The sequence below is a fragment of the Terriglobus sp. ADX1 genome (assembly GCF_036877645.1).
Classification (GTDB): Bacteria; Acidobacteriota; Terriglobia; order Terriglobales; family Acidobacteriaceae; genus Terriglobus.
Map to the genome: position 1 here is coordinate 36,086 of NZ_JAEDXV010000020.1, position 25,895 is coordinate 61,980.

The 25,895-nt window shown below is 56.3% G+C and carries 21 protein-coding genes; 8 read left to right on the forward strand and 13 right to left on the reverse strand.

From position 1 onward, the window contains the following. The first annotated feature begins 244 nt into the window (after nucleotides 1–244). From JAO32_RS13720 to JAO32_RS13755, 8 genes are all read left to right on the forward strand, one after another. Nucleotides 245–1,177, forward strand: coding sequence for a recombinase RecA (locus tag JAO32_RS13720; protein ID WP_334241317.1), 933 nt, complete (start codon nucleotides 245–247; stop codon nucleotides 1,175–1,177). Continuing rightward, nucleotides 1,174–2,685 carry a DNA polymerase Y family protein gene (locus tag JAO32_RS13725; protein ID WP_334241319.1) on the forward strand — a complete coding sequence of 504 codons (1,512 nt, stop codon included), beginning with the start codon at nucleotides 1,174–1,176 and terminating at the stop codon, nucleotides 2,683–2,685. The genes JAO32_RS13720 and JAO32_RS13725 overlap by 4 nt, the downstream gene beginning before the upstream one ends. Continuing rightward, nucleotides 2,678–5,911, forward strand: coding sequence for a DNA polymerase III subunit alpha (locus tag JAO32_RS13730; protein WP_334241322.1), 3,234 nt, complete (start codon nucleotides 2,678–2,680; stop codon nucleotides 5,909–5,911). Before JAO32_RS13725 ends, JAO32_RS13730 begins: the two co-directional genes overlap by 8 nt. Further along, nucleotides 5,898–6,191, forward strand: coding sequence for a hypothetical protein (locus tag JAO32_RS13735; RefSeq protein ID WP_334241323.1), 294 nt, complete (start codon nucleotides 5,898–5,900; stop codon nucleotides 6,189–6,191). Before JAO32_RS13730 ends, JAO32_RS13735 begins: the two co-directional genes overlap by 14 nt. A gap of 457 nt (nucleotides 6,192–6,648) precedes the next feature. Continuing rightward, the gene (locus tag JAO32_RS13740; protein ID WP_334241325.1) at nucleotides 6,649–7,335 is read left to right on the forward strand and encodes a hypothetical protein; all 687 of its coding nucleotides are present in this window, start codon (nucleotides 6,649–6,651) and stop codon (nucleotides 7,333–7,335) included. 202 nt (nucleotides 7,336–7,537) lie between these two features. Next, nucleotides 7,538–8,560 (forward strand): hypothetical protein, encoded by a 1,023-nt coding sequence (locus JAO32_RS13745; RefSeq protein WP_334241327.1) that lies wholly within the window; start codon nucleotides 7,538–7,540, stop codon nucleotides 8,558–8,560. A 411-nt stretch (nucleotides 8,561–8,971) separates the two neighbouring features. Next, entirely contained in the window at nucleotides 8,972–11,554 is a 2,583-nt protein-coding gene (locus tag JAO32_RS13750) for an ATP-binding protein (protein ID WP_334241329.1), read from the forward strand. Continuing rightward, nucleotides 11,544–12,749 carry a hypothetical protein gene (locus JAO32_RS13755; protein WP_334241331.1) on the forward strand — a complete coding sequence of 402 codons (1,206 nt, stop codon included), beginning with the start codon at nucleotides 11,544–11,546 and terminating at the stop codon, nucleotides 12,747–12,749. The genes JAO32_RS13750 and JAO32_RS13755 overlap by 11 nt, the downstream gene beginning before the upstream one ends. On the opposite strand, the gene mobF is transcribed toward JAO32_RS13755, so the two are convergent. From mobF to JAO32_RS13820, 13 genes are all read right to left on the reverse strand, one after another. After that, nucleotides 12,735–15,437: a MobF family relaxase gene (gene mobF / locus JAO32_RS13760; protein ID WP_334241333.1), complete on the reverse strand. Its 2,703-nt coding sequence runs from the start codon at nucleotides 15,435–15,437 to the stop codon at nucleotides 12,735–12,737. The two genes, JAO32_RS13755 and mobF, sit on opposite strands and share 15 nt — an antisense overlap. A 2-nt stretch (nucleotides 15,438–15,439) precedes the next feature. Then, nucleotides 15,440–17,374, reverse strand: coding sequence for a type IV secretion system DNA-binding domain-containing protein (locus JAO32_RS13765; protein ID WP_334241337.1), 1,935 nt, complete (start codon nucleotides 17,372–17,374; stop codon nucleotides 15,440–15,442). A gap of 2 nt (nucleotides 17,375–17,376) precedes the next feature. Next, nucleotides 17,377–17,655 (reverse strand): hypothetical protein, encoded by a 279-nt coding sequence (locus JAO32_RS13770; protein WP_334241339.1) that lies wholly within the window; start codon nucleotides 17,653–17,655, stop codon nucleotides 17,377–17,379. Between the two features lie 295 nt (nucleotides 17,656–17,950). Further along, nucleotides 17,951–18,277 (reverse strand): hypothetical protein, encoded by a 327-nt coding sequence (locus tag JAO32_RS13775; RefSeq protein WP_334241341.1) that lies wholly within the window; start codon nucleotides 18,275–18,277, stop codon nucleotides 17,951–17,953. Between the two features lie 24 nt (nucleotides 18,278–18,301). Next, a complete protein-coding gene (locus tag JAO32_RS13780) occupies nucleotides 18,302–19,249 on the reverse strand; it encodes a RepB family DNA primase (RefSeq protein WP_334241342.1) in 948 nt (315 codons plus the stop codon). Between the two features lie 102 nt (nucleotides 19,250–19,351). Next, nucleotides 19,352–19,747, reverse strand: coding sequence for a single-stranded DNA-binding protein (locus JAO32_RS13785; protein ID WP_334241344.1), 396 nt, complete (start codon nucleotides 19,745–19,747; stop codon nucleotides 19,352–19,354). A 500-nt stretch (nucleotides 19,748–20,247) separates the two neighbouring features. Then, nucleotides 20,248–21,216, reverse strand: a complete 969-nt coding sequence (locus JAO32_RS13790) for a CpaF family protein (protein WP_334241346.1) — start codon at nucleotides 21,214–21,216, stop codon at nucleotides 20,248–20,250. Next, entirely contained in the window at nucleotides 21,213–22,007 is a 795-nt protein-coding gene (locus tag JAO32_RS13795; protein ID WP_334241348.1) for a VirB8/TrbF family protein, read from the reverse strand. The genes JAO32_RS13790 and JAO32_RS13795 overlap by 4 nt, the downstream gene beginning before the upstream one ends. Next, on the reverse strand, nucleotides 21,982–22,200 hold the full coding sequence (locus JAO32_RS13800) for a hypothetical protein (protein ID WP_334241349.1): 219 nt from the start codon (nucleotides 22,198–22,200) through the stop codon (nucleotides 21,982–21,984). Before JAO32_RS13800 ends, JAO32_RS13795 begins: the two co-directional genes overlap by 26 nt. Next, the gene (locus JAO32_RS13805; protein WP_334241351.1) at nucleotides 22,197–23,117 is read right to left on the reverse strand and encodes a hypothetical protein; all 921 of its coding nucleotides are present in this window, start codon (nucleotides 23,115–23,117) and stop codon (nucleotides 22,197–22,199) included. Before JAO32_RS13805 ends, JAO32_RS13800 begins: the two co-directional genes overlap by 4 nt. A gap of 273 nt (nucleotides 23,118–23,390) precedes the next feature. Then, nucleotides 23,391–24,176 (reverse strand): hypothetical protein, encoded by a 786-nt coding sequence (locus JAO32_RS13810; protein ID WP_334241353.1) that lies wholly within the window; start codon nucleotides 24,174–24,176, stop codon nucleotides 23,391–23,393. Nucleotides 24,177–24,393: 217 nt separating this feature from the next. Next, nucleotides 24,394–24,627, reverse strand: coding sequence for a hypothetical protein (locus tag JAO32_RS13815; protein WP_334241355.1), 234 nt, complete (start codon nucleotides 24,625–24,627; stop codon nucleotides 24,394–24,396). Between the two features lie 15 nt (nucleotides 24,628–24,642). Next, nucleotides 24,643–25,893: a TrbI/VirB10 family protein gene (locus JAO32_RS13820; RefSeq protein ID WP_334241357.1), complete on the reverse strand. Its 1,251-nt coding sequence runs from the start codon at nucleotides 25,891–25,893 to the stop codon at nucleotides 24,643–24,645. Nucleotides 25,894–25,895: the final 2 nt, after the last annotated feature.

A 25,895-nucleotide genomic window follows, 5' to 3' on the forward strand; every position in this document is an offset into this window, starting at 1 on the left:
GGCTACCGACATTCGAAAGTCTCTTGGAAAGTAATTTTCCTCATTTGTTTGTGAGAGATAAGTCGTATCTGCACAGAAAACTGTGCGACCACCTGTTGACACGCCCGGAGGCAGATAGGCGAATATAAGGCGAATAAGCTTTGCCATGCCATCCGCCTCCACAATCCGAATTCAGGTCGAATCCGCGCTCGCGCACAAGATTCCGTCAGCATTGACGCCTCCTGTCCGAATGGTGCGTCCCGTTATGCAGACCGGGATTGGCCCATTGGATGAGTTGGTTCAAGGCGGCTTTCCGGTCGGTGCGATGACCGAGCTGGTGGGAGAGACTTGTTCGGGAAGGATGTCCCTTGCCCTCTCGTTCCTCTCGCGTGTGACGGCAGCGGAAAAGGTCTGCGCGTGGGTCGACGCGTCCAACACCTTCAATCCGACAGCGGCAGCGGCGGTGGGAGTCGATCTCCGCCGCCTTCTATGGGTGCGCTGCGGCGCGACCGAGATAGTCTCCGAACAGGAGGCGCGAAAGTTTACCCTCCCCTCCGCCTGCTTCATGCCAAGACCGGTTACTAAGGGTCTTCACGGTGGAGGGCATGGCACCCACCCGCGGGACGAGGTCAAGGGTCTCTCTGCGGCCGTCGGCAAGTTCCTCAGCGATGAGACGATCAAAGCACGATGCGCAGAACCGATCTCGAAGCCTCGGCGCATCCAGGCGAGCTTCGAATCAAATCTCATGTCGTCGTCAACAAAGGTCCGTACGGCAAAGCGGACTCGATCCTACGACGCCGTAGAGCAAGCGCTACGCAGCGCGGACCTCCTCATCCAGACGGGCGGCTTCAGCGCCATCATTCTCGATTTCGGAGAAATCGCAAGCGAGATTGTCTCGCGCATCGACCTGTCGACTTGGCACCGCTACCGTGTGGCTGCGGAGCAGACACAGGCGAGCATCGTTCTGCTGTCCCAATACGCCTGCGCGAAGAGTAGCTCGGAACTGCAACTGCGCCTGTCGCAACTCGAAGATACCTGCGAAGAGCGAACAGTCTTCACTGGACTGAGTGCGCACGTGGAAGTGCTGCGCCAGCGATTCACGCAGACGCCGAGCAATGTCGTGCCGATGCGGAAGCCTCCGCAAAGCGTGCGCGAAGCAAGGTGGAGTCACCGTGCCAGTTGGGTGGGACCACTATGAGCCACCCGGTAGAACTCTACGCGTGTATCTACGTCCGGGAGCTTCCGGCACAGGCCTTACTGCGCTTGCGACCCGAGCTGCACGACAAGCCGTGCGTGGTGATGGAAGGTGAGCCACCTGCGGAGATGGTGTGCGCGTTGAACACGCGAGCCCGCCTTCTCGGTTTCCGTCGCGGCATGACGAAGGTGGAAGTCGAGACCTTTGAGAACGTCATAGCGTTGCAGCGATCGCCAAAGACTGAAGCAATGGTCAGCAGGATTCTTCTGGAATGCGCAGGCGCTTTCTCTCCGCGCATTGAAGATCGAAGCACCAACGGGCTATTCGTGTGCGGGGTGGATGTTGCGGGAACAGAATCACTGTTCGGTCTACCCTTGATGCTTGCAAAGCAAATACGACAACGCATTCGCTCCGTAGGCATTGTCGCTGCCGTCACGATCAGCGCGAACCTGCATACGTCGGTCTGCCTGGCACGCGGTCTAAGTGGCGGTGTGGCGTTACGAGTTGTGCCCCGTGGCGAGGAGGCGAAGGCTCTGGCCTCCTTGCCAGTGACAGTTCTCGATGTTACCCAAGCGCAGTCAGAGACCTTCTCGACGTGGGGTATTCGTTCCGTTGGCGCGATTGCGGCGTTGCCAGAGCGTGCCCTCATCGCTCGTCTAGGGCAGGATGCAAAGCGATTGTTACAACTCGCGCAAGGCAAGCATCCCCATCTGCTGCAGCCCATCGATGTGCCGTTCGTCCTCGAAGAGCAAGCCGAGCTCGATTCGCCTCTGGATGATCTTGATTCCCTGCTCTTCGGTGTTTCCACGATGCTGGAACAACTGATCCTCCGTGCGCGGTCACGCGTGTTCGCGCTGGCGTCGGTCACGATCACTTTGCGTCTGGATGGCGGTGGTACACATGCGCGCACCGTAAATCCTCGCGTCCCCACGAACGATAAAAAGCTCTGGCTGAAGCTGCTCCATCTCGATCTCCAGAATCATCCCCCGCAGGCTTCCATCCTTGCCGTTCATCTTCAGGCCGAACCGGGCGAAACGAGCAAGGTGCAGCTCGGACTCTTCTCACCGCAACTGCCTGAGCCCGGCAAGCTCGATGTTGTGCTGGCGAAGATCACGGCCATTGTTGGCGAAGGCAATGTCGGCATGGCGGTGCTCGACGATACGCGACGGTTAGGCGATTTCCATATGGAGCCATTTGCGATCACGACTGCTGAGCCGCCTCTGCCGAACGAAAACTCTACATTGTGTCTCAGGCTTCTTCGCCCCCCAGAGCGAACACGTGTCGAGTTGCGGTGCGGCCAGCCGTGCGCTATCCACTTCCGTTCCCGTTGCTACATGGTGGACCGACTCTATGGGCCCTGGCTGAAGGGCGGCGATTGGTGGAATGAGTCGATCTGGGGCAATGAGCAATGGGACGTGATCGGGAAGACGACAGACGGCTCGTTGCTGGTCTGCCGGCTCTCTCATGACTTCATCCTGAAAGACTGGTGCATCGTGGGGCTCTATGACTGATCGTTATATCGAGCTCCACGCCAATAGCGCGTTCTCCTTTCTGGAAGGCGGTTCCCAGCCGGAAAAGCTCGCGGAACGGGCGTTTGAAATCGGGATGCCCGCACTCGCGCTGATGGATCGCAATGGCTTCTATGGCTCCGCGCGGTTTCATAAGACCGCGTCTGAGAATGGCATCAAGGCACACGTCGGCGCGGAAGTCTCAGTCACCGGTCTGGGCTATCGACTCGCTCCCCCAGTGTGGTTACCCCATCAACATCTCGCGGAACCTGCTCGTCTTCCTCTCTTATGTGAGAACCAGGAGGGATATCAGAACCTCTGCCAGATGATTACTCGTTTCAAGATGCGCGAGGCCACGAAGCAGGAAGGCTCGGCGAAGCTCGCGGATATCGAAGAATTCAGTCGTGGCCTTGTCTGCCTCACTGGCGGCGACGAAGGTCCACTCGCTGCGGCACTGATGCGCGGTGGCGAGGCAGCAGGCCGCGAGATTGTGGAGCGGTTGGTACGCATCTTTGGTCCCCAAAATGTCTTCGTCGAACTGCAACGTCACCGGGAGCGGGCCGAAGAGTGGCGCAACCAGGCGGCCATCCGTATCGCTCAATCCCTACAGTTGCCGCTGTTGGCGACAAACGGAGTGCGCTACGCCACGAAGTATGACCGGGAAATTGCCGACCTGTTCACCGCAGTGCGGAACCATACGAGACTGGACGACGCGGGGCGTCTGCTCGCACTCAACAATCAAAGACATCTGCGACCAGCGGGCACGATGGCGGCATTGTTCCGTGATGTGCCAGGTTCCATCGCCAATACCGTCGAGTTGTCCTCGCGCTTGAACTTTCAACTCTGCGATCTTGGGTACGAGTTTCCACGTTATCCGGTGCCGGATGGGGAAACGATGGACAGTTTCCTTGCCAAGCGCGTGGAGGAAGGGGTACGACGGCGCTACGGACCAAAGCAAGATGCGGGACTTCTCGAACGAGCAAAGAAGCAAGTGCAACATGAACTGCAATTGATTGCAAAGCTTGGCTTCGCGGGATACTTCCTCATCGTCTGGGACATCGTCGAGTTTTGCAAACGACAAGGCATCCTCATCCAAGGTAGAGGAAGTGCCGCGAATTCGGCTGTCTGTTATGCATTGGAGATTACGGCGATTGATCCTGTTGGGATGGAACTGCTCTTTGAGCGCTTCCTGTCCGAGAGTCGCGGCAAATGCGAGTGGCCGGATATTGATCTCGATCTGCCTTCCGAAGAGAAGCGCGAACAAGCGATCCAGTATGTGTACCAGCGCTATGGAGAGTTGGGCGCAGCCATGACCGCCAATGTCATTACCTATCGCGGGAAGTCTGCGGCACGCGAAGTCGGGAAAGCACTCGGTTTCGATCCTAATTCGTTGCAGCGTCTCTCAGGCCTGGTTGCGAACTACGAATGGAAAGGCCCTAACGATACCATGGCCCGTTCCTTCCAGAACGCAGGCTTTGATGTGCAGCATCCGCGCATCGCGAAGTACCTGGAGCTGTGCATGCGCGTGCAGGATCTTCCGCGCCATCTGGGCCAGCACTCCGGGGGCATGGTGATTTGCCAGGGTGCGCTCGACAAAGTCGTTCCGCTGGAACGTGCCTCGATGCCAGGACGCACTGTTGTGCAGTGGGACAAGGAAGACTGCGCGAATCTGCACATCATCAAGGTAGACCTGCTCGGCCTTGGCATGATGGCCGTGCTGAAAGATTGCCTCACGCTCGTGCCCCAGCACTACGGCGAGTCAATCGACCTCGCCCAACTCCCGGAAGATCAAGAGGTCTACCGGACGTTGCAGCGTGCGGACACCATCGGTATGTTCCAGGTCGAGAGCCGCGCGCAGATGGCCTCATTACCCCGGAATCGCCCGGAGAAGTTCTATGACTTGGTGGTACAAGTAGCCATCATCCGGCCGGGGCCCATCGTCGGCAAGATGATGCACCCATACATGCGTCGTCGCCAAAAGCAGGAAGACGTCATCTATCCTCATCCATCGTTGGAATCGACGTTGAAACGGACTCTGGGTGTGCCGCTCTTCCAGGAGCAACTGTTGCGCATGGCGATGGTCGTCGCCAACTTCTCAGGTTCCGAAGCCGACGAGCTTCGGCGGGCCGTGGGGATGCGTCGTTCCTGGGAGCGCATGAAAAATCTCGAAGGCAGACTTCGCGCCGGCATGACTGCGAACGATCTGGATGCGGAGACGCAAGAGACCATCATTCAGAACATCAGCTCGTTTGCTCTGTACGGCTTTCCAGAAAGCCACGCCGCCAGCTTCGCGCTGATCGCATATGCATCTGCGTACATCAAGGTAAAGTACCTCGCGGCATTTACTTGCGCCATGCTGAATAACCAACCGATGGGCTTCTACAGCCCGTCTGTCATTATCGAAGACGCGCGACGCCACGGCCTTCGCGTTAAGCCCATCGACGTGCAGGTGTCGGAATGGTCGTGCTCTGTTGAGCGCGAGGAAGACTTCTCTCTTTCGCTGCGGCTCGGTCTCGGGTATGTACGTGGCCTGAGAAAGCAAAGTGCAGAAGCGATCGTCTCGTCTCGTACCGAAGGCAGATTCCATTCCGTCGATGATCTCGTGTTGAGAGTTCCCAACCTCAATCGTAAGGAGCTGGCGCTGCTTGCGAACGTGGGCGCGCTGAATAGCCTCAACGGTGTCGCGCACCGCAGGGATGCTCTCTGGCAGGTAGAACGGGCGGGCAAGCTGGAGGGGCCGCTGCTGATGCAACAGAGCGATTGGCTGCGTGAAGACTCTGCTGATTCGCCATTGCTCTTAATGACTCCAGAGGAACGGCTTGTGGCGGACTATGCAGTCAGCAGCGTGACGACCGGTCCACATCCCATGTGGTTTCGACGGAAGGAACTGGATCGCAGAGGCTATCTGCGGGCGGCAGACCTCGCAAAGCGAGCAGATGGCTCGTATGTCAAAACTGCCGGGCTTGCTATCGTCAAGCAGCGACCGGGCACAGCTTCAGGCGTGGTCTTCCTTTCCGTATCCGACGAAACAGGTGTCTTCAATGTCTTCGTGTCTCCAGAGTTTTTCGAGAAACACCGTCTTGCGGTCACAAGGTCCAAGTTCGTCGAGGTGGAGGGGCCACTGCAGAAACAAGGCCCAATCATCCATGTGATGGCATCTTCATTCCGCGAATTTCAGCATGAAAGAGGGGCGGGCAGCCTCCAGGTGACATCCCATGACTTCCACTAAGAACGGATCACAGGTGGGAGGCTATCGCTCTGAGGTCGACCAGCAGAAACTTGGTCCGGCGCTCGTCATAGCTTCCAGTTTGATTTTGGCGATTCGGACTGCTCGTTGGCCGACCACGCACAGCGACGGCCTGGCCAACATGGAATGGGAGAAAGAAGTGGAGCATAGTGTTCGCATCGGTCGGCTGGTGCTTTCTCACCTCACCGCTCGATATCCTGACTTCTTTCAGTCCAAACAGGTGCCTTGGTACGTAGCGACAGATGAGGATTGCCCGAACTGAACACGACGATGCACGATGCCGATACAGTGGCGTCGGATGACCGAAGAGCTAGCCAAAGAAGCCGAGCTGCTCATCACCTGGGCTATGGTGACAAATGCCCGTATGTCCCAAGGCCCCGACGCGATGATTGGCCATTGTGCGACCCTAAAGGCTTGCCCGTCGCAGAAGGCAGAGCGATTCGGGATGAAATCAAAGCCAAAGCCAAATTGATTGCGTCGGAGTAACTGGCCTGACGACGATCCCGCCCTTTGAGTTCCAAACCACGTTGTACACCACCCGCTGAGACTCCTCTGCAGGATTCTTTTGCGCCAAACAGATCAGGAGTTTCGTAACAGTCACGAACAGACCCACCGGAGGAGGAGCAAAGACGCGAATGCAGCCGAAACGCGGAACGAGAATTCCTCCCGGAAGTCGGCGACAATAGTGCTCAAACACTAGGTGATCGACTGGATCGAGAATGACGCTGACGAAGAAATTCTTACGACGCTACAGCAATCTGCCTTCTCTCATACACCTGCTCACGAAGCAGTCTCTTACCTTCCTGGACCCTGGGAACTGGGACGACAAGAACGATTCGCTGTATATGCGGCTCTACAAGGAAAACAAGAAGCTAGGTACGCTGCTCGCGGTGTGCTTCTCCCAACAAACCGAGACATACCACCATTGGAGCGTGTTCGCATCAGGTTCCAGTGGGGTCTGCATTAGCTTCAGAAAAGAAGAACTGCTCTCTAACCTGAATCAGTGGGAAGGTATTCGTGGCCGCAGAGTCACATACATTCCACTTGACCAGTTAAATGAGACACCCAAAAAGGTTCGCGACCTGCCGTTTATGAAACGAGCACCGTTCAAACCGGAATCAGAATATCGAGTGATCTATGAAGAGCGAGACAAATCTAGGTCCTACGTCAACATCGAAGTTCCGCTGGACTGCATCGATCGTATCTATCTGAGTCCGTGGATGCCTCGATCTATTGCGGATTCTGTCAAATCCGCCCTCAAAAGCATCGACGCAGCCGCAGATATCGAGATTGTCAGGTCAACCTTGATCGACAACGATCGATGGGCAAAATTCGGTAAGTCTGTCGTCGGTGAGATCGAAACATCCTCGCACCGTCCGACAAGAAAAAAGAGTGAGAACCCTTGATCTTGGCTATTCAGATACTACGAGTACGGCGATGCTAGAGAAAATGTGGTTCGCCGTCATGGGCAGATGACGTTTTCAAAGTGTTTATGCGGACTACGATAATTCACTTGGACATTTTGCCTTTTGGCAATACCGCAACTCGACGTGATCGGAAGCGGATTCAAGCTCACGACCTAAGCAATCGACAGAAGAGAAGAAAACGATGAGCGCCATCACGTTTGACGAATTGAAGAAATTGCCATATCTCGATGTGACTGCCCTAGACGGTAGAACTGTAAACCTGATGCCTCTTTGGGACGGAACAAGTTGGCGTATGTGGTTTAACACTCCCGTAGGGCTTATCGAAGGCAAGATCGTAGACACAACCGAAGGTGATTATGTCGCAAAATCTGCGGCCAAACCATCAGATCTGTTCATCCCCTTCGTACATATCATGTGGCAAAAAGCAAGTTGGCATGAGATTTGTCCGCTTATTAGTGCGATACGTGATGACTTCCACAATATGGGGACATCTGTCACGAAGCTCAAGCATTTCCATCAGTCCAAGGAACGGTTAGGAGATCGAGGAACTCATAGGTTTGCATTAACCGAACTCGAATATCTTGTGACGCTATGCCGCACAACATTTGACCTTTTGCAGGAGATGATTGCCTGGATTTGGAAGACGAAGATTCAACTGCATGACGAAAAGGCTGAAGCATTCCGCCGCGGCCATCCCCTCCGCAAGACTTTCTCTTATATGGTGCTGAACGAAAATGAAAAGCCGCGAAGTGCTGCTGAGATCGAAGAAAAGTTCGGTCTTCCCACGCCGATGGCTGAACAATATGCAAGCATCGCACCCTTCTTTTCAGAACTGAGGAGGACCAGGGACAAGATCGTACACAGCGGAGGCGCTTTTGGGATGATCTTTGACACGGAGCGGGGCTTCTGTGTTGATCCGAAAAGCTCACCATTCAGCACATTCGAGGGGTGGCGCGAAGAACACTTCTACAACGAAAACATAGCTTCGGTCTTGCCGTGGCTCGCAGATATGGTTTTGAAGACGATTGACGCTTGCAATAGCTTGGTGGGCACCTTTGTTTCGGTCGTGCAGCTTCCGCCCGATATCGCGCCTGGATATGGGGTCTTTGTTCGTGGCTATCACAATGAGACGTTTGTGGAACTGCTCTCCATTCATTCCGGAGGTTCTGCTTGGTGGGACGACCCTCTTCCCAACAAGAACTGATCGGTGCTGTTTGTGAATGCGCGATAGCGATTCTTTCACTGCGGGTCGAAGATGCTGACTTGCGCATTACAGATCGGGATTTTTATGGTCGTGCACGGATGAATGGCCGCGACCAGTTCGTTCGGATCGCTGCTGGGAATAGCGAACGTCCTTTCCTGCTCATAGGTCTTTGATTGTTCCGGAGTTTCTACACCGCTGCATACCAAAGGGGCCGTCCGGGGATTGTAATTCCATACTTAGGCTTCTTCTGCCTTTGCAGGCACCTCCTTTGACTTCATTCGCTTGAGGAGAACCAAATCTCACATCTCTAGGGCATCAGCGCACAAACACAGCGATTCAGCCGATCAACGTCGATTATGCTAACCTACAAAGCCGTCTAAAATGTTGTTGTCACGAATCAGAGCGAGCGAGATGCCATCTTCCAACCAAACGTCCGACACGAATGGCCACATTAGCGGTACGGCAACCATCGAACACTCCTCTGTCGCGGATACAGGAAGCGCGGTTCTATCTGCCAAGCTGGAAGGGCTTCCGAAGCTCACGGACGTTCAGGTTTTGATTTCCAACGAGATCGTTCATCTGCTTTCTGATCAGCTCTATCAATCACCTTTGAAGGCAATAGAAGAGTTGGTGGTCAATTCCTGGGATGCTGAGGCAGAGACATGCCGTCTCTATGTACCTAGCAGTGATCAACTTAAGGCAGGCACCGAAGAACAGATGGCGATCTTCGACACTGGAGTGGGAATGACTTCCTCCCAGATGAGAGATCTTTGGCACATCGGAAACAGTAAGAAGCGCCTCAGTGAAACGAACAGCACCAGCGCGCGGAAACAGATTGGAAAGTTCGGTATCGGCAAGCTGGCGACCTTTACGGTGGGGTCGCAGTTAACTTACGTCTCTAAGTCATCTGAAGGCATTTGCAGCGCGAGCTTAGATTTCAGCCTCTTTTCGTCGCAGCCTGATGCTGCGCCGACTCCTGTCAACATAGTGATACGCAGGATAGATAACTGGGATGGTCTTGCAGGGAGCGAGCAGTTCGCTGACCTTATTAAGAAATGCGGAATCACAAGCCAAGATTTTAGCAAGCCGACATGGACCTTGGCCATCATAGAGAAGTTGAAGCCTAAAGCGGCCGACATCACACTGGGGCGTTTGAGATGGGTCTTGTCAACGGCCATGCCCATGAGCACCGGCTTCCATCTGTATCTGAATGGAACTGAAATTGAGAGTTCGAAAGACGGCTACAAGAGCCTAGTCGACTTCGATCTGAAGGATCTACCTCCTGAACGCCTTAAGTCCCTAAATGAGAAGACTGGTGACAATTTCCGCATTGATGGCGATTTGATCGTTTCGGACACACTGAAGCTAGGAGTGAGGGGGCATGTCCGGGTAACCGAGAGAACACTTCCGGGAAAGAGTGACGACCTGCTTCGAAGCCACGGCTTTTTCGTTCGAGTTAGAGGGCGGCTGATAAACGAAGAAGAACCGTTCTTCGGGATGGTTCACCTGCACCACGGTACAGAAAATCGCTTCAACGCTCAGATTTTTGCGGATGACCTCGACGAGGTCATTACGGCGCCGCGTGAAGGCGTAGGACGATCTGTGCTCAAGGAAAAGTTCGAAACACTCCTTCAAGAGATCTTCCTCTATGCCCGCAGCGAGTACGACAAGGCCCTCGATGAGGAAGAGGACGAGGAGACAAACAAGAAAGAGGTTGATCGATCCTTCGTGAGCCCAAATCTTCTGGAGAAGCCAGTGGCCGCCGCACTATTGCGAAGCTCACAAAGCCCCGGAGCTGACGCAGACGGTTCTTGGTTCTACACAGAATTGCCGTCCGAAGACAGGCTCTCTGAGGTGATCGAGCAACTTTACACAGCACCGCGTTCTGGCTTCTCTTATAACTATTCTGGCTCCGGGGCGAATTCTCGGTTGGTCAAGTTCGACCCTGCACAGTCGACTTACACGATCAATGCCGATCATCCATTCGTAGCTGCTCATGTTGATGATCCGCGAGCCAAAATTCTCCTAGAAGACATTCTGACCGCCGAAACGATGCTGGAGACGCAACTAAGAACTTTCGGCGTATCGCCACAAATCATTGGAGAGGTACTCGAAGAGAGAAATAAGCTGCTAATCAGTTTGGTGAAAGACCATCCTTTCTCTCACAACGGAATTGCTCAGTCATTGATAGATTCTTCCGCGGACGAACATGATCTTGAGCTCGCGCTCGTCGCAGCCGCCCGCGCTCTGGGATTCGTGGCCAAACACATTTCAGGCTCGGACGAACCCGATGGAATCGCGAGATACATCGCGTATCCGGGCAGATCGAGCGCAATAACCCTGGAGGCAAAGTCTTCCGCTAAAGTCCCTAGTCTTTCTGCCATCGATTTTGCCGGATTGGCGCGCCACCGGACAGATCACAAAGCGGATGGTGTGTTGCTAGTAGCACCGTCGTATCCTGGCTCAACCCGCGAAGAAGATGCAGCAGCAGCGAAAACCGCCACCGAGTTGAAGATCTCTTGCTGGACTGTCTCGCAACTCGCGCAAGTCGTAAAGGCTGCCGAATCGAGGCACTTTAACGCTCAGACCGTCATAGAAATCGTGATGACTGCATTCTCCCCCAACAGTGTCAAAAAAGCGATCGATGATCTTTTCGCTAAACCCGCATGGAATATGCAAGCGCTATGCGCTGCAATAATTGATCAACTTGAAGAGATTTCGTCGTTGCTTCCCGATATGGAGCGTACAGTAGAGACCATCGCTCCAGGAATCGCACGACGGGCAGAGTTCACTGGTATTTTAATGGACGCAATCGTCAAGGCTTCTTTAGACTTAGCGTCTGCCAGTCAGGGGGCTCTGCGTTTTGACGGAAAGTCATACGTTATTTTGGCATCCTTCGATGAGTTGCGTCGTAGAAGTTCTGCACTCTTAGGTGACAATATCCGTCCTCTGCGATCAAGCACGTTCAGAACAGAGGTCAAAGATGAAGCCTAGCTCCATCTCTAGCGGCCGCTTTTCGGTTCACCCATTTCCCGCCAGAATGGCTCCGGAGCTTGCTTTCGACAGTCTGAAACGGCTCAATCACAAATCAGTAATCCTTGATCCGATGTCCGGCTCGGGCACCGTCTTGCGGCAAGCAAACGATTTGGGGTTATCGGCAATCGGATTCGACATGGACCCGTTAGCGGTTCTCATGTCCAAGGTTTGGACGACGCCTGTTTCGTTGGAACGGGTCATTGACCTCGGGACATTTGTCCTCAATGAGGCGAAGCAACTCAGAGATCGTGACGTCCATCTTGATTGGATGGATGACGATCCGGAGACGAAAGCTTTCGTTGAATTTTGGTTCGGAACAAAGCAGTTGAACCAATTGCGGAAGCTGGCATACGTACTTTCTTGCGTCCGACTAGCGAATCCGCGTAAACAGCGTGCAGAACGAAATGTTCTTAGCCTTGCGCTCAGCCGAATCATCATAACCAAAGAACAGTGCGCCTCATTGGCGCGAGACACATCGCACTCTAGACCGCATAGAGTGGCTACCTCTTCTGACTACTGCTGCTTTGAAGGATTCGAGAGATCCATCAAAAATCTGTGCTCAAGATTACAGAAAGCTCCGCCGAGCGGTGGAACGAAAGTTGCGCTTGGAGATGCTCGAAAACTTCGACTCGAAGACCGCTCGGTAGATGCGGTCGTAACGTCTCCGCCTTACCTGAATGCCATTGACTATATGAGAGGTCATCGCTTGTCTCTTGTTTGGCTCGGCTATCGGTTATCGACGCTTCGAGATATTCGTTCGAATACTCTCGGCGCAGAGCGAGCCTCAGGTGCTGCTCATGTCGATGTCGTTGCTTCGCGAATGGCGATGGGCGAAGTTGGTATGCTTCCGTCTCGATATCAACGGATGATCGATCGTTACATCAGCGATGTACATGGGACTGTTGGCGAGATTGCACGAGTCCTAGCTAAAGGGGGGACGGCAACCATGGTGGTCGGAAACTCGTGCCTGCGGGGCATCTATATCAGCAATTCAGGATTGGTAAGACACGCAGCGATTGAAGCTGGTATGTCATGCAAGAGTCAGAGAGAGCGGCTGTTGCCTGAGTCCAGTCGATATCTACCGACCAACGGTGATGGCTCTCTTAGCAAACGCATGCGAACTGAAACTGTCCTGACACTAGTTTCCCAGTGAAGTAATCTGATCGAGTGCGAGCGCAGAAGTCTTCGAGACTTGTTGGCTAAGGCCTTCGTATATCGCTGCCACGTTGTTAGTGAATACCTGCGCGTCGTGCGAAGCGCGGGAGACTGACACATATCCAAACCGTCCGTTGATCAACTCGGGGTGCACGTCTGTATCTATGTTGACTAGAACACGTGCGGAGGTTACTCCCTGAGCACTGTGCGATGTCATTGCGTAGCCATGATCGAAATGCCGCATGGTGGTTGCGTCTAAAGAAACCTCCTTGCCATTATCCATTCGAACCGAGAGCTGCTTGTTAGCTCGTATCTGCTCTATCGTGCCAAGGTCGCGATTGACCACCCCCAGCTCACGATTCGTGGCCGTGAACTGCAGCCGATCGCCCACTGCAAACTGGCGTTCGATCTCACGGTAGGCACTGATTCCGTGTAGTCGAGCGGGGTTATAAGTCACCTGTTCGCCGTCCGATTTTTCTACGGTTAGCAGATTGTCTTTGGGATTGACAGACGTGACTATGGCGTAGCTGTGTCTATCGATACCAAGGTCTTTGCTGCCACGTGTGTAATACACTACATCTTCCACGGCGTAACGTGCTGCCCAGGTGCGATCAGCTCCGGTCATATCGGAGCGCGGCACGAGCACACGCAAGGTTTGTTCCTCGATCTGCACGATGCCGGTTGCTTGCAGCTCCATGCGCACAGCCTGATTGATCTCGCGGCGTGAAGCATTGTCGGGCGAGACGACGATCGTGTCTTCGGGGCTGGCGGCATAGTTGCGGGCGATCGCCGTAATGCGCCGCTGAGGGTCGGAAATCTCCCTCACCCGCCCTTGCCGCTCCAAGAGGGCGACGCCTTCGGCCACCTCACCTCGCGACAAGTGCTCGACCGCGCGCAGGAGTTCGGGATCTTTTTGCCGGACGATCTGATCCAATTCGGTAGTGCGCATCCCGGCCTGCACCAACTGCTCGAAGGGCTTTCCGGCCTCAACGCCCTGGTGCTGGCGCGTATCTCCGATAAGGAGCACACGATCTTCTGGACTCATCTTTTGGAGAAAGTCTCGCATCTGCTTGGTGCTTGCAAGACTTGATTCATCGATCATGTAGAGATGCCGCGTGTAGGCGGGAGCATACGAACGCACAAGGAAACCTTGCAGCGTATCGGCAGAGATGCCGGCGTCGCGAAGCTGCTGTGCGGCACGAGATGTGGGCGTGAATCCTTCGACGACATATCCCTCCTGTTCGGCACCTTCGCGGATACTCCGGAGCACACTGGTTTTCCCCGAGCCAGCCCGGCCCTGTAACCCTTGTACAGTGTCGCGCGAAGTCAGCACCTCTTCGATGGCGCGACGTTGTGTGGTATTCAATTGTTCGTTCGATTGCGTCAGCCGGACTGCGTTCTGAATCGACGTGATGGGCGCGGCTCTATTCTGTCCTTGTTCCATACGCCGGATCACTTCGCGTTCTGCCTGAATCGTCTCGGTGGTTGTTAGCAGCCGGCCCGTAGCGTGCTTCAGTCTCGGCAGAGCTTGGAACTCGCCCGATGCAATGCGGGCGTCGAAGCTGACGCGTACTTCGGCATAGGTGGTTTCGCTCATGCCACGTCGCAATGCATCGCGGTACAGGTCACGTTCGTCCGTGACCGCTTCGCGCTCAAAGCTGCGGTCGCGAGCATAAGTGACCGCCTGGTGAGCCATCCGTTGGGAGCCCTTGTGGTCACTTCTGTGACCGTGTACCAGGGCGCGCTCCCGCGCTTCCGCAACAACTCTGTCAGCCTGATTACCGAACTCAGCGGCGATCTGCCGATGTGCGGCCAACACCTCGGCGGGCGAGTGAATCTCTTTCCGGTCACGGGTGGAGTGCGCAGCGATCTGTGCGGCTTCCGGTCCCTGATAGCCGGTCTTTTCCAGATGTTCTCGTATCTGCTGGCTTCGTGGACTTGAGGCGTCAAGATATTCCTGGCTGAACCCTTTTATCTCTGGTGCTCCACTGCGGCCAGCTTCGATTTCGTAGCCGAGATTGCGGAGACGAAACGTCAATTCCGACTGATAGACAGCGGTCGCAAACTGCTGCGACTCGAACAGGCCACGCTCCTGCAAAGCGCGCGTCTGTCCGTTCTCCCGCTCGGTGACATTGAAGATGACGGTATGGGTATGAAGCTGGGGCGCAGCATAACCGTCGACGGGACGGGCGGTGTCATGCTCGAACTTCGCGGCGATGAACTGGCCGGTAGTCTCCGCTGGACTGTTGCCGCCGATCCGAGCCTGCGTGTATCGCTCCAGCTCATTCAGCGCGATATTCACTGCCTGCCGATGGGCGTCCCGTACTCGGTCATCGCCGCCTACCAGTGCGGTGAGTGATACTGACTTCGGCGCAGAAAAGGTTGCGTCCCAACCGGCGCGATGCTCGACGGGTGCAACCGTCTTCCCATCCGCGCCCTCGTATTCCTGGACGAGGCGGTGACGTACAAGCTGCTCGCCAGTGATCGGATTCTGCCCGTCTGCGAGTCGTGCAAAGTGCTCCTCCTCGACGCCTCCGACCAGCCCAAACCTATCGGCCAGCTTGCCATGCCATTCGCCCAGGGCTCGGTCATCCTGTTTCCAGTAGTTCTGCTCGGCGGACGTGAATTCTTTCGCGTGGTACGTCTGGGCCTGTGATGCCGACAGCGGTTTAGAGATAGTGAGCATGGTCAGTCACCCAGAGAGAACCCGGTTTCGATCGGCTCATCTTCGCCGACGTTGGTGCTGGCAAGAGGCATCGTCGTTGTAGCCTTCGCAGGCTTCTTCGCAAGCGTGGTCGGTTCGAATGTAAGGTCGTCATCTTCTAGCGGACGTGGGACGAACGCTGGCTGCGTAGCTGGGATATTCCAGTGGTCGAAGGCGAAGCGGGCGACGTGGTTTCCGAGTTTGAGGAAAGCATGCCGGTCTGGCAAGCCTGCCACCTCGGAATCCAACACCAGCGGTTCGACCTGACGTTCCACGCTGAAGTTATTGCCCGCGCGGAGGCCCGTAGAGTGCGTTTCGCGTAGACGCTCGATTTCAATTTTGCCGATGGCGTTCGAGACCCATTCTGCAGCTTTCGGCTCCGTAGTTCGCAGGAAAATCTTGGTCGTCGGTTGCGACAGCATCACCTCAGCCAAGTGGCCGTAGATCATTTCGAGCTGGGCTTTGCCCTGGAAGCCGAGCACCAGAGGGTTCCTCGATTTCCGGTTCTCGGTGATGGCTGTATGTAGCTGCGGCAACCGTTGTAGGCTGGCCAATTCGTCCAGTACAAACCACACCGGATGCTGATTCTCCTTCGGTTCATTCAAGAGACGCAAGACGAGCAAGTCGATCCATAGACTGTGCAGTGGCCGCAGGGCCTCACGTTCACTGGGCTTCGAGGTAAGGAAGATCCAGCCCTTGCGATCTTCCGCCCATTCGGTCGCACTCCAGCGGTTATGCGCAGTCTCCTTGCTGGGCAGCATTCGCAGGCTGTCCGCAATGAGTCCCAGTGACGCCAGGACGCCGTTGCGCTGCTGTTGCGCACCCTTGGCAATCATCATGGCCATCTCCGTGTTCTGGACACGACGGTCGATCTCGTCGGGGTTTGCCATCCACTCGACCAGCTCCTGCGGGCTGGGGCCGAAAGTCAGCAGATGGGCAAAGATCTTCTGCGGCGTCTCGGTAAAGAACTCGCCCTTCTTGTCGGTCGTCGGCTGGTAGAGCGAAGCAGCAATGGCCTTCGCTTCAGCCCGGCGACGCAGTTCCTCGGACGGTCCCCAATATGGGCATCGAGCGTCCAGAGGATTAAGGATGGTGTCGTTTTTAGGATCGTAAAACCGTTGCACGAACTCGCAGGCGGGGTCGTACACGATGGCGGAATGGCCGCGTTCTCTGATTTGGACGAGGAGCTGCATGATGAGTCGAGTTTTACCCGTGCCGGTATCGCCCATCAGTTCGATGTGCTGGCCTTCGGCCAGCTGGGGAATGCGCATGAGGTCTTTGGATTCTGTTGTTCGTAAGCCAACCCCATCGCCCTTGATGGCCCGATTAAACGCCTTCGGCGAGACCATGACGGGGCCTTTCAAGAGGCGTCCGTACTTCATCTCTTTCAACCGGCGAACATCTTTTCGAACGGTGAATGGGAGCTGCAAAAGGAAGACCGCCAGACCTGACCCCAGCGGCACTTGGAAGATCGCAAGGAAGCTCTCACCGTCGTAGACGAGACGCTGTAGGTAATCATGGAGCGGTCGATTTTGATAGCCCACCTTAGCTCCCCGATAGAGCAAAACGAGTCCCGACGAGCGGGCTGCTTGCGAGAGCGCCAGCGGGATCGGCTTACCGTTCGGTTGTGGTGTGAAGCCGGGCTGGACGTCGGCTTCAGTGACGGGCCGGGCATGATGTTGGCGGTCGGTTACTGTGACGAGTTGATACTTACTGCTTTGCCTCATGGTTCCGAGAAAGCCAGTTTCGAGGTAACACGGAAGGTAGTAACGCTGGAGCGGAGTCATCACGAAAGCGAAGTGAAGATAGATGCAGAGCGCAGTGACAAACTGCGCGACGACGACCGCTCCGAAGCTAAACACGGGATAGTGAGGCGGGCGAACGATAGTCTCTTTGCGTCCCCATTGTGTGTCAGTCATGGCTATTCCGTGGCCCCTTCTGCATAGCTGGCGAGCATGTCCGCTGCCGCTTTACGCTTGTTGTTTTTCACGTACCGAAGCATCTCTTTGAACTGCTCCGCCGTCATCTCGTCGCCACGAAGAAGCGGTTCCAGAGTGTTGATGAGCAAAAGGCGGAGCGCCTGTATTTCGGCAAATGTAGCGATGCCATCTCCACGCTGTTTTCCTCTGGCCGCATACAGGAGAGCGTCGCGCGCCCATTCGCTGGGCGCTTTTCCCTGGGACTCTGCGGCGGCCAACACCTCTTTCTCCTCTTGCGGCGTGAGCTTCGTACTGACGCTTTGCGACCTTCGAGTGCGGCCTCTAAGCCGCGCTGATCTGCTTGCATGTTCATCTCGATTTATCTGCATCTTTGCCTCACAGAGAGCCAATTAGTGCGGTTCCTTACAGGGAACCGGTTTCATGCAAATGCCTCTTATTTCGTGGGTTCCCCGCAAGGAACAAAAGTTCCTTGGCAGCACCCTATAAGGGATGGAGTGTCAAGATTCTTCCGGTGCGCAGCACCGCAGTGGCTTTGCCACGGATATTCCAACGGGATCATGCCTTTGATCCCGCCACGATCGCAGTTGTTTGTGCTGGCGAAGATGCCGAGGAAACAGGCTTGCGTGCAGGCCGCTCTGACGCATCGCTTCCATTGCCGCGACGCACCCGCAGTGTCGGCGTAATCCGCTGGGCTTCTGGAGTGCGAAGGAACTCCTGGAACTCGCGGTCTTTGGAGAAGACATACGCGAGTGCCTGCTCGACAACATCGTTGGCCGAAGCCTTGATAAAGGCGGCGTACTGATCGACCTGCATCGCGGTCGAATCAGTCAACCGGATCGAGGCGCTGAGGTGTTTGGTTTGGACTACTTCGAGTAGTGGCATTTGGTTCTCCTTTTCGTGACAAGATCAGGCAAACTTTTTGCGTGAGATCATGCGCTGTGCCGTACCTGCAATCTCCCGCGCACGAGCGGAGCAAAGTGCGGCGGGCAGCTGGAAGCGGCGAAGGCTTTCAAGCATCGTGATTACGTCATCCATCGGTGCGCCTTCGAGGAACCATTGACGAGCAGAAGCGACGTCAATCGTCCTCTGTGCGTAGTAGAGGGGATTGGGCTTGTCGGTGCGTCGTGCTGCCAGCTCATGGGTCAATTTGCCGGCGTCTTTGCCATGGGCAAGCTGATGACATGCCCAAGCCCAATCGCGTTCCGAATGCGTGTCTTTACGACAAGACTTGGGCCGCGCGTTCCCGCGCAGCGGCAGCGTGGCAAAGCGTGTCTCATCCGGCAAGCGGAAGTCCGCAGGACTGTAGGTTGCATCGGAGGGGTATTCGACCGCTACGGAGTGAGCGGGAGAATACTTCCGATTGAAGAAGCCGGGGACGCGCAGCACCCGGTTGCAATCGGTGCAAGCGGGATCGCCGCCGAAGGCGGACGCGAGCCGCTTGAGCATGATCTCCTGCGTGCCGAAGTCGAAGCCATCGACACGCCATAGCACCTGGTACTTGCCGGGGGACGTGGAGAGAATGGCGGATGGAGTAGGCACACAATCCGACGCCCGGAGCGCAGCGAGCCGAGCATCGCCATCCTCGTCGATATCGAGGTAGAGATGACGGACGGCAGCGATGCACTCTTTGGTGCGCTTCCGGCTGCCAGAGCGAAGCGGATTGGTAGCCACATACACGTTTGCGCCGTGATGGTTTTGGTAAGCGAGCCAGCCGAGGTAACGAGGAGCGAGCGCCTGCTGCAGCGTGACAACCCGCTGCGTTGTTTTCAAAGGGCTCTCCGTGCGCAGCAGGAGAGCAATCGTCGAGCCAGGAGCGAAGCTCCGAACGAGAAAGTCTTTTGCAACTTCGATCATCGAACCACCTCCATTCCGTCTTTCCTTGCCAGCGCGATGCCACGGGGTTTAGCAGCCGAGGAGGCCGGGCGATACCGGCCTCCTGCGGCGGAAACGACATCCCTAGTAAGGAATGTCGTCGTCGTGCAGCTCCTGTTCGGAGGTCGCGTCTTCTGCCTCTTCCGCCGCAGCTTTCGCTGCGCGATCCAGCTTCAGAATCGAGTTCACCCGAATCTCCCACACAGTCTGCTCCGTGTCGGTCTTCGTGCTGGTGAACTTGCGGCTGCGATACTCGCCCTCGACGAGGATGTGTGCGCCCTTCTGGAGCTTGGCGGCGAACTCTCCGAGCTTGCCGAAGACGACGCAACGGTGCCAGTCGGTGTGCTCGATGTACTTGCCGTCCTTCTTGTAGGACGACTTGGTTGCGAGTGAAAGAGTCGTGAGGCTGCGGTCGTTGTTGGTGCGAACTTCTGCGTCGTTGCCGATGAAGCCGATGAGGGTGACTTTGTTCTGGTACATGGTGGTGATCTCCGTTTCGTTGTATTTCCCGTTAGCTGCTCGGGTCACCCTTCGCGAAGCGAGCGAGTGGCCCATGCTCCCAAGGCCGAAGCTCTGCATTTACGGAGGGTCCGGCGAAGCTGGAAACCGTAACCCGGAGGGCTGCGCAGCGGAAGCAGAAGAGCGAGCCTGCCGCAGGGCGCAGGATAGTCCCGAAGCGTGAACCCGAGCAGAGGACGGGATACAAGACGGAAGGAACCCAAATGAGCACAAGTCACCCAATCGATTCCCGCGACGGAAAGCTCCACCTACCGCAGCTTCGCTTGATCTCGCAACGGCCTCCGATGCGGACGGCATCGAGCCCACGGATGCGAGCGGCCAACGCTGCTCGTCGCAAGCCGGGATTGCCATGCTGGGCGCGTTCAGGGATGAGTTGGGCTGTGCAGCTACATGAGCCGCATGAAAGACCATCGGAGTGACCTCGGTTCGGGTTGGGATTCTGTTAGCTGGACGCTCGCGTATCAGGCGTCGGAGGCACGATAGACCTCCTGGGTATTGAACGACTGTTCCGGATGGCTGTAGCCGGAGACGGTAATCAGCTCCCGGACTCTTCGGCGGCCCCGTGCATCGCGCTCGCAATGCAGCGCAAAGTCCACGGCCTTTCCGGTCTGCGACCGGACAAATGCCTGGTCCAAATTGGTTCTTGCACTTAAGGCCATGTCCGCTAGTCTGTCGAGCGCATCGAGCGCGGAGTCTGCGTGCAATGTCGAGAGCGTTCCGCCGTGTCCCGTATTCATGGCCTGGAGCAAGTCATAACCACATTCGTCGCGGATTTCCCCCATGATGATGCGGTCAGGACGATGACGCAATGCAGCAGCCACGAGCTGGCTAGGCGTGATAGCGATCTGACCCGGAATCGCTGCGACAGCTTCCCAGCGAACGGCATTCGGATGCGCGATCTTCAATTCCGCAGGTTGCTCAATCACGACCAGCCGTTCATAGAGCGGAACATGATCAAGGAGCGCCTTCATGAGCGTAGACTTGCCCGAGCCAGTTCCGCCGCTGATGATGCCGTTCTTCCGCTGCTGAATCAGACCGACAACGGCATCACGAACGTGGACTGGGAAGCTGCCCGCCTGCACGAGTTCATCGCTGGTGTACCAGCGATTGAATTTTCGGACGGTGAGTGTCGGCCCATTGATCGAAGATGGCGGACCGACGACCGCCACGCGCGAGCCGTCCGGCAAGCGCGTGTTGAGGATGGGATTCTGACCGTTGAGGTCTTGTCCAAGCAGGCGAGCAACGCGCTCAATGGCCGCCGTGAGGCGGTCGTTGGTGTAGGGCGTGGAGAGCGGAACATGTTCGACCACGCCCGCACGATCCGCAAACACTCCCGTTGTCCCGTTAATCATCAGATCTGAGATCGACGGGTCCAGCAGAAGAGCGCGAAGCTCTTCTGGAAAGAACGGAAGTATCAACTCGAAACTCATCGCACTGTCTCCATTGCTGAGGGAGCCAGTGCGAGGGACTTCACCGGGGTCATCGGCTGCACCGAGACACGGTTCTCATGGAACTCCGTGATGGTCAGCCCAAGCGGATTGATGAACTCATACTGCGGGAAGATTTTCGCCTGGTCATTGACTTGCTTCGGGTCGAGGTAATAAGTGACGGACAGCATCCAATGCTCGGTGCGGGGGGTGCGGGAACTTTGTTGTGAGTACACCTTGTCGAGCGTCACCAACGCCGTGCCACGCGCGATCCTCACGCCCTGCACCATCTCCTCCGACATGGACGTGATGGTCACATCGCGCACCTGCACATCGCTCGACTCGACCTGACCGGAGACCACCTGCGAAGCAAGGTGGCTCTGGTTGTCATCGGCCATCAAACGCGATGCCAAACCTTGCGACAGGAAGTAGTAGTTCAGCGGATACTTCTTCGCGATCGTGTCGCGGCCGACCGTGTAGCGATAGTTCGCCCATTCGGTGAGGTAGGTACGCACTTCGCCTTCGCGTGGACTGTAGCTCAAATCGCTGTACTGGATAGCCTGAGCGCGGCCCACCTCATCGATGCGGACATAGCGATTGGCAATCGGACGATGTGCCAGAGCGAAGTTCAGGCCCATCGAGCCAAGCAGCAATACCGTGCCGCAACCGATGATGATGCGGTAGGCTTTCCGCTCGGCATAATGGGACGAATAGACCTCGTTGCCGATCTCATCGGCCAGCATCGCTTGCCGGGGCGTAAGGGAGTGTTCAATGGCTGGGCTGTGTGTGGACATGGGACGGCTTGCTCCTTTCTTTGAGTGCTTGGTTGTAGACCGCGTTGAACATCAGGTAAGCGTAGATAAGACCGCAAATGAGAACACCCACCAGAACAAGCGCCATCACGATCCGACCGACGCGACGCGCGGTGGATGATTCACTCAGCGCACCACCGATGAAGAATGCTGTAAGGAAGTTCCACCACATCACCTCGCCCCCGCTTTCCGAAAGAGCATCATTCCACCCACACTGCCTGCGATTCCGGGAGCCGCTGCGGTGAGTCCCGCTGCGCCGCCAAAGATGCTTTGTGTCATCGATGGGATGAAGAGCATGTTGACGTAAAACGCGACATAGACCATCGTGCAGGGGATGAGATTGGCGAGCCACATCCCAATCGAATAATCGCCATTGAAGGTGCGCTGCAAGAACGTCATCATGAATCCGGACCAGACGAAGATGAATGCGGCGGCGACGGCACGAATCATCGCAAATCCAATCAAGACATCCAGAAAGTGCAGGAACTTCGCACGGAAGGTCTGGGTCATGAGGAGCGGAACGAAGACCGGACCAAACAATGCGGTTACACCGTACAGGATGAACGAGCTGCAATTGATCAAGAACAACATGGCGGAAGTCACGCCGAGCAGTGCCTGCACGTAGAAATAGCAAAAGATCTCCGTAGGAGCGAGCATCGACGGCATCGGTGTGTTGTCGCCCGCCGTTTTGATGCACTGGAGCAGTTGGTTCAAGGAACTTTGATCGAAGGCCACAACCATTGCCTGTGCGATGTAGCTGAAGAAGTGATTGATGCCAAAGCTCGCGCCAGGGAACGGGTTCACCCAATAGTGCAGCAGAAGACTGCACAGTATCAGCCGCATCAGGAAGCTGACCAACTCTCCGGCGCGGACCGGATGGGTATGAAAGCGCAGCGTCATACCAGACGTGCTCCAGTTGACGACCATGCTCACAAGGGTGAAGAGCGCGATGCAACTCAGCTCGACCTCACCAAGCTGCGACAGAGCGTCTCCATTTTGTGTCGTGAGATCCGTGAGATTGTTTGTGAACTGGTAGAGCCAGTCCATGCCGCCGCTCGCGCTTGGTAATGTCTGCATCAGCATCATCGTCATCCGGTCACCCCTTTACGGGAGATAGTCCAGCCAGGTCTTGCCTTCATTGCCTGCGGCCATGCTGTGGTGTTTCTTCCGCTCTTCCACTTGCTGCCGCAAGGCGTCGTCATGCCGCTTCTGCTCTTGGAGTTGCTCTTGAAGCAGCGCGGCGGTCCTAGCGGCCTCCGCGGTGTGCCTCATGGGCGCGATAAATCTCGGCGCTGGCAATGACCGCCAGCACCGCAAAGATTGCAACGAGCAACTTCGTCTGAAGCAGTTTCAACATCTTCGCTCCTACGGAAGGTACGTCTGCCAGGTATTGCCTTCGTTGGCCGCACTCATATCGTTGGTTGAGCGTTGGACCTGTACGAAGGCAGCAGTGTTGAGGTCTGCAGCAGCGGCGTTACGCTGCTGCATGTTTGTGAGCATCATCTGAGAGGCCACGCAGGTAGCGAGGGCGCCCTGCGTTTGCATCTCGGACATTTTCTGGGCTTCAGCGGCATTCAACAGGTTGAGCTGCTGAACCTCGCTGTTGGTTGCGGTAGAACCGTCAAGTTGGTTAGCGGCAAGTGTGCTGTTGGCTGTGGCGTTCGCCGCTCGGGCTGCACGGTACTGGCCTACTGCGGTCATGCAGTCGGGCGACGCCGCATCGGACGCCTCGATCATGGCGAGTTGGGAGAACTGCGGACTGCCAACGGATTGCATCTGGAGATAGCCCGTCGTACTGCTCGACAACGGCACCGAGGCCGCCGTCCATGCAGTATTCGAAGCCGATGGCGAGTTGGTATTCAGCGCCGCCGTCATCCCGTTCGTCTCTCCAAAGAGGTTCCGAACGTTGACGTTCTCCAGAGCGTGCAGTGTGGTTTGCCACTGCGACTTGAGGGAAAAGTGCTCGATATTGTTCTTGAGCATCGTGTACTGCGTTTGCAACGTCGTGAGCTGCGAGACCAGGCTCCCGTAACTCGTGGGATCAAAGACTATATCGCCAAGCCCGAAGAGTGCGAAGCTCGGCGTGGCGGTGAGCAGCAAGGCTGCGCCACCGATCCACCATTTCTTCCGTTTGGTCAGGACCACTTTCATGAGACACCTCCTGTTATGGCCTAGATAGTGTTAGGGCACGGATAGAGGGTGAAGCATCTATCCAGTGGGCGCGTTGTCGGTTCATTCACCTCCTCGACAGCTCGCAGGGAGGTGGATACGAGCCATGTGTAAACGGCAGGACGCGTCACGATAACCGCAGTGACGAGGGTGGCGGCGAAAACCAGAACGGTACGAAGTCGGTGCGATTTCATGGCATTCAATCCTCTTCATTCAGTTGCCGGGCGATACGAGGCGTCGCGGCAACCCACTCCATCCCGCTGCGCTCGATGGCTTCCGCGATGGTGTAGCCCATCGCAGTGAGCCAATCGGCGCGATTCAGTACCAATGCCACAGCAACTTTCTCGCCGGTGGATTGCACGGCCCACGCTTGCTCTCCGCTATGCTTCACCTCGCGTGCTTTACGGAGAAGATGTTCGTATCGGCTCGACATGGCTCTGTCCTTTCGTTACAGCGTTGGGTCTACGCGATGGTCTGCGTAGGAAGGCACGAGCAGGTCACGACCGATGTACACACGGGCACGGGAGCCTTCCTTGAGCGTGATCACAGGCAGACGGTTCAGGAAGTGGTTCAAGACCTGTTCACCCTCCATCGAGGTCTGTGACGAGATGCCGTTACGTATCTGCGTGGAAGGATCGAAGACCGTGCCGTTATTGCCGATCTGCGCCAGACCGCCCAGTCCACCGATGGCCGCCGCAGCACCAAAGGCCAGGAGATAGCCATGATCGACCTTGGTTGCGAGGCCGGTAGTTCCGATCGGATCGAGGCCGAGATACTTGTCGAAGTCAATGGAGAAGCCATCAGGACACACGGCGCGGTGGAAGCTGACGAAGATCTTCCGCTGCTGAGCGTTGCCGACGCTCTGCACAGATCCAATGAGGCGTGTCCCCTGAGGCATGAGAAGCTGCTGGTGGTCGTGCGAGTAGTAGTCGGTCGCCAGCATAACCATGATCGGACCTGCGAAGCCGCCGTCGATATGGTTGGTGACTACACCCTCCAGCACCGTTCCTTCGAAGATCCGGTACAGGCGACCGTCGTAGGAATCGAAGCTGTACTTGTCCATTGCGGCGGTATCGCCGGCAGGCGAAGCCTGCCGCACCGCGGCGTCATTGGCCGAGACAACAGGCTTCGTCTGTGTTGCGGCTGTCTGCATAACCTGCGGAGCAGGGGTGGAACCAGCAGTCGAAAAATCAATCGCGACGGTATTGCTGTTGAGCGCATCCTGTTTCTGCTTTTCGGCGGCAAGCCGCTTCTGCTTTACCTCGGCCTGTGCCTCCGAGACGTTCGAGGTGTGCTGCGGCGCATTGCTGCTGTTGCCATAAATGGAATCCCGCTGGGCCTTGGTCATCGGCGGTGCGGTGTCGCTTTCTGGACCGGGGATATCCTGCGACGCCTGTAACTGCTGCATCGCGGTGGCAAGCTCCTGTTGGTGGCGTAAGGCATCGGCGTCGCGCTGCGCCTGCAACTGCTGCTGCGCCGTGAAGCTACTTACCTGTTGCGCGTTCGGAGCGGAAGGCCGCATAGCCAATGCGCTCTGCAGTGCAACTTTCTTATTACCGCTCACGAGGCTGGAAAGGTTGGCGATGCCGACGACTCCCACGATCACCACCAGCGCGATGACGAGGGGCATACTCCTCTTGAGCGGCGGTTTGGCTTCCGGCTGTTCAGGGACTGTCGCGGTTTCGTTGATCTCTGCCATGA